This is a genomic window from Saccharopolyspora sp. 6V (assembly GCF_020176785.1).
In the GTDB taxonomy this organism is placed as follows: Bacteria; Actinomycetota; Actinomycetes; order Mycobacteriales; family Pseudonocardiaceae; genus Saccharopolyspora_C; species Saccharopolyspora_C gregorii.
On the sequence record NZ_JAIUKB010000135.1, the window covers coordinates 1 to 4423 of the forward strand.

Annotated in this window: 3 protein-coding genes and 1 pseudogene; 1 reads left to right on the forward strand and 3 read right to left on the reverse strand. The window is 70.7% G+C overall.

Annotation, left to right across the window (positions count from 1 at the left end; genetic code table 11):
• Positions 1-178: 178 nt before the first annotated feature.
• The 3 genes and pseudogenes from LCD35_RS23830 to LCD35_RS23840 form a co-directional block, all read right to left on the reverse strand.
• Positions 179-1510 (reverse strand): amino acid permease, encoded by a 1332-nt coding sequence (locus LCD35_RS23830; RefSeq protein WP_224956561.1) that lies wholly within the window; start codon positions 1508-1510, stop codon positions 179-181.
• A 926-nt stretch (positions 1511-2436) separates the two neighbouring features.
• Positions 2437-2592, reverse strand: a pseudogene (locus LCD35_RS23835) (hypothetical protein); the annotation flags it as partial.
• A 14-nt stretch (positions 2593-2606) separates the two neighbouring features.
• On the reverse strand, positions 2607-3347 hold the full coding sequence (locus LCD35_RS23840; protein ID WP_224956559.1) for an SDR family oxidoreductase: 741 nt from the start codon (positions 3345-3347) through the stop codon (positions 2607-2609).
• A 104-nt stretch (positions 3348-3451) separates the two neighbouring features.
• Between LCD35_RS23840 and LCD35_RS23845 the strand changes: the two genes are divergently transcribed.
• A complete protein-coding gene (locus tag LCD35_RS23845) occupies positions 3452-4012 on the forward strand; it encodes a TetR/AcrR family transcriptional regulator (protein WP_224956560.1) in 561 nt (186 codons plus the stop codon).
• Positions 4013-4423: the final 411 nt, after the last annotated feature.

The window sequence follows — 4423 nt, forward strand, 5'->3', positions numbered from 1 at the left end:
CGGGCCGCCGTCACCAGGGTTTCCACCCCGGCCGACAACGTCGGGTGCAGCTGCGGGGCGAACTGCGGCGAATGGTTCGCCGGCACGTCCCGCTCCACCGTGCCCGCCTCCGACGCGGCCGCGCAGCGCCCCGCGGGCCCCCCCCCCCCCCCCCCCCCCGCTCGGGAGGTCGCCTGGACTACTCGCGCTCCATCTTCGACATGTCGATGCGGCCGCGGACGCAGTACCAGCCGACGACCAGCGCGATCAGGATCACCGGCAGCGCCATCAGGGTGATTTGCCCGGTCTCGTCGAAGCCCATCAGGACCACGACGGAGGCCAGGAACGCCAGCGTGACGTACTCGATGTACGGGGAGAACGGCAGCCGGTAGCCGGGCCGCTCCACTTCGCCGCGCTTGGCCTTGCGCACGAACAGCAGGTGGCTGAGCACGATGATCGCCCAGGTGGCGAGGATGCCGATCGAGGCGAAGTTCAGCACGATCTCGAACGCCTGCTCCGGCACGACCGCGTTGAGCCCGACGCCGACGACGCAGACCGCGGAGGTCAGCAGGATGCCGCCGTAGGGCACCTGGCTCTTGTTCATCGCGCCGGTGAACTTCGGCGCGGAGCCGGCCAGCGACATGGACCGCAGGATGCGGCCGGTGGAGTACAGCCCCGAGTTGAGGCTGGACATGGCGGCGGTGAGCACCACGAGGTTCATCACGTCCCCGGCGTAGGGGACGCCGAGGTTGGCGAGGACGGTGACGAAGGGGCTCTCGCCGTCCTTGTAGGAGCTCCACGGCATCAGCATCGTGAGCAGCACGACGGAGCCGACGTAGAAGATCCCGATCCGCCACATGATCGAGTTGATCGCCTTGGGCATGATCTTCTCGGGGTTCTCCGTCTCACCGGCGGCGACGCCGACGAGCTCGACGGAGGCGTAGGCGAACACGACGCCCTGCATGATCAGCACGACCGGCACGATCCCGGAGGGGAAGACCCCGCCGTTGTCGGAGATCACCGAGAACCCGGCCTGGTGACCGTCGATGGCGTGGCCGGTGACGATCAGGTAGATGCCGATGAGCATGAACAGCACCAGCGCGCCGACCTTGACGATGGCGAACCAGAACTCCATCTCGCCGAACAGCCGCACCGACACCATGTTCAGCGCGAGCACGACGCCCAGCGCGATCAGCGCCAGCACCCACTGCGGGACCGGGGAGAACAGCGCCCAGAAGTGGGCGTAGAGCGCGATGGCCGTGATGTCGGCGATGCCGGTGGTGGACCAGTTCAGGAAGTGCATCCACCCGGCGGTGTAGGCCCCCTTCTCCCCCATGAACTCCCGGGCGTAGGACACGAACGCGCCGGACGAGGGGCGGTAGAGGATGAGCTCGCCGAGGGAGCGGACCACGAAGAACGCGAACAGCCCGCACACCGCGTAGGCGATGGCCAGCGCGGGCCCGGCCTGCACGAGCCTGCCGCCCGCGCCGAGGAACAGGCCGGTGCCGATCGCGCCGCCGATGGCGATCATGTTGATGTGCCGCGCCTTCAGCGACTTGCTGTAGCCGGCGTCTCCGGCGTCGACGGGCTGCTTCCCGTTCGGATCGCCGCCGGTCTGGAGGGTTTCTTGGCTCACTGTGTCCGGAATTTCCGTTCTGCTCGTCCACGCGGTCGGCCTGCGCGGTTGCTCGCGACTCCTCGGGGTCGCCGTTCCGGACGCTCGGGGGTTCGCCTCGATGCGCGGATTCGCCGGCGTGGAGGGTCTTTCTCAGGGCACACCGGGCCGGGCGACCACGTTCCGGCGGCCCGCGCAACCCGTTCCGATGCTTGGGACGGAATGGTGCGGCGCACACGCTCAGTTGTCAAGATCCACACCGCCTCACCCGAATCGAGCAGCATTCCCCAGAGAAAGTGTAATGAACGTCGCAGACAGTACCTGTTTTCCTAGGTCAACGCCCAGCGGAGGAACTCGCAGGCCAGAGGCTTGCCGAGTGACTGGTGAGGGGTTTCCCGACACCCTGAGTTCCACTTCCGTCCACCCGACGGGGGACCTCCGGCGGAGTGTTCAATCCGGCGGGCAAGAATGCCGGGACCCCCATTCAGCGTGCCTACAGGACAATTCCGGCGCTCGCCGAAATCAATTCTTAACTCGCCGGAACGTCTCCGCCGCGTCGGCGCGGCGCCGCCCGAACCGGGCGCGATCGCGAGGATGACGCCCCGCGCCAGCAGGCTCGCCCGCGTCCCGGCGGCGGCGCTGAAGGCCATCGACACCAGCACCGCCACGATCGCCGCGGCCACCAGCAGCGGCAGCACCGGGTAGGCCCATCCTGATCCGCAAGACCGCCGGCTCCTCGCGCTCCCAGCGCCGCCGCAGCACCGGACAGCACTCCCGCCGCGGGCACCCCGCGCGAGTCGACCCGGTGCGTCCACGCCGGGGCGTCCCCGCGCTCGCCGAGCACGGGACGAGGTGCGGAGCCCGGAGTTGAGCACCGACAGCACCGCCACCAGGATCACCGCCCGCAACGCCACCCCGGCTCCCGGGATGCCGATGGTGTCGAAGACCGCCACGAACGGGGATTCGCCGACGACGAGGGTGTTCGCGGATCCGAACACCGGGGCGATGGCGGTCAGCCCTGCCGGGTGGGCCGCAGGACGATGTCGCCGATCTCCACGTCGTCCGGCTGTTCGACGGCGAACGCGATGGCGCGGGCGACGGCGTCGGGCCCGATGCCGAGTTCGGCCATGTGCCGCTGGTACTGCGCGCGCTGCGCCGGATCCTCGACGTGGTCGACGAGTTCGGTGCGGACGTAGCCGGGCGAGATGGTGGTGGTGCGCACCGAGCCGTCGGTGGATTCCTGGCGCAGCGCCTCCATCGTGGTGCGCACCGCGTTCTTGACCCCCGCGTAGACGGCCTGCGTCGGCACGATCTTGAGGCCGGAGGTGGACGCGGTGGTGACGAAGTGCCCGCGGCCTTGGCGGTGGAACAGCGGCAGCGCGGCGGAGATGCCGTGCAGCACGCCGCGCAGGTTGACGTCGACCATGGCGTCCCAGTCGTCGACGTCGAGGTCGGTCATGGGCGCGACGCGCGCGATGCCCGCGTTGCTCACCAGCACGTCGAGGCGCCCGTAGCCCTCGACGGCCCGGTCGACGAGCCGCTGCAGGTCGGCGCGGCGGGTGACGTCGACGTCGAGCGCCTCCGCCCGTCCGCCGTCGGCGCGGATGCCCGCGACGAGCTCGTCCAGCCGGTCGGTGCGGCGGGCGCCGAGCAGGACGGTGGCGCCGCGGGCGGCGAGCTCCCGCGCGGTGGCGGCGCCGATCCCGCTGCTGGCCCCGGTGATGGCGATGATCTTGTCGTTCGGCCCGTTCATCCCACTGGCTCCAGGTCTAAGCTGACAGTTGTCCGGTTGCGGTCGTCACCGTATCGGACAACTGTCCGATTGTCCGCCGGAGGAAGCCCACCGAAGGGAGCACCGTGGCCGACCGAGAACTGCGCTCCGATGCCGCCGCCAACCGCGACCGCATCGTCGACGCCGCGCGCGACGCGCTGAGCAGGTCCAACGGTGCGGCGGCCGAGCTGAAGCTGCACGCCGTCGCCAAGTCGGCCGGCGTCGGCCAAGGCACCCTCTACCGGCACTTCCCCACCCGCGAGCACCTGCTCGCCGAGGTCTACCGGGAGGAGCTGGGCCAGCTCGTCGACGAGGTGCCACCGCTGCTGGCCGAGCACGCGCCGCTGGAGGCGATGACCCGCTGGCTGCAGCGGCTCGTCGAGTACGCGCGGGTGAAGCGGGGCGTGATGGCCGCGATCGAGGCGTCGGCCTGGCAGGACCTGCACGCGGGCCAGCACCACCGCATCGACGAGGCGCTCGGCGCGCTGCTCGACCGGGGCGAGGCGGCGGGCGAGTTCCGCGCGGACATCGACGCCGCCGACGTGCTGCTGCTGCTCGGCGGGCTGTCCCGCATCCCCGAAGCCGAGTGGGACGCACGCGCGCCGACCCTCGTCGAACTCGTCGTCAACGGCCTCCGGGCGAGGTGATCAGGCCCAGGGTGCGGGCGGCTTCCACCGCCGTCCACAGCGCGGTGATCCCGTTGGTCGAGGTCGCGTGCTCAACACCGGCCCGAGCTCGGGCAGCGTCGGCTCGAACCAGGACGCCGGGCCCGGATCCGGGGGTCCGGCAGGTCCAGAGCGCGCCGGCCCCAGTGCCCGAGGCAGTCCCACGGGTTGTCGTTGGGCAGTCCGAACGGGCCCTCCGCTGCCTTCTTGGGCACGACGAGCACGGCGTCGAGCCGCTGGTGGCGCCAGAGGTGCGGGCAGCGGCGTCGACGCCGCCCGAGCGAGATCGCTCCGTGAAGCGGCGAGGCCGGACGCTCCGTCGACCACCCACCCGACCGAGACGTGAGTGAACGGACCGTTCGTCCAACCAGATCGGACGAACGGTCCGTTCAC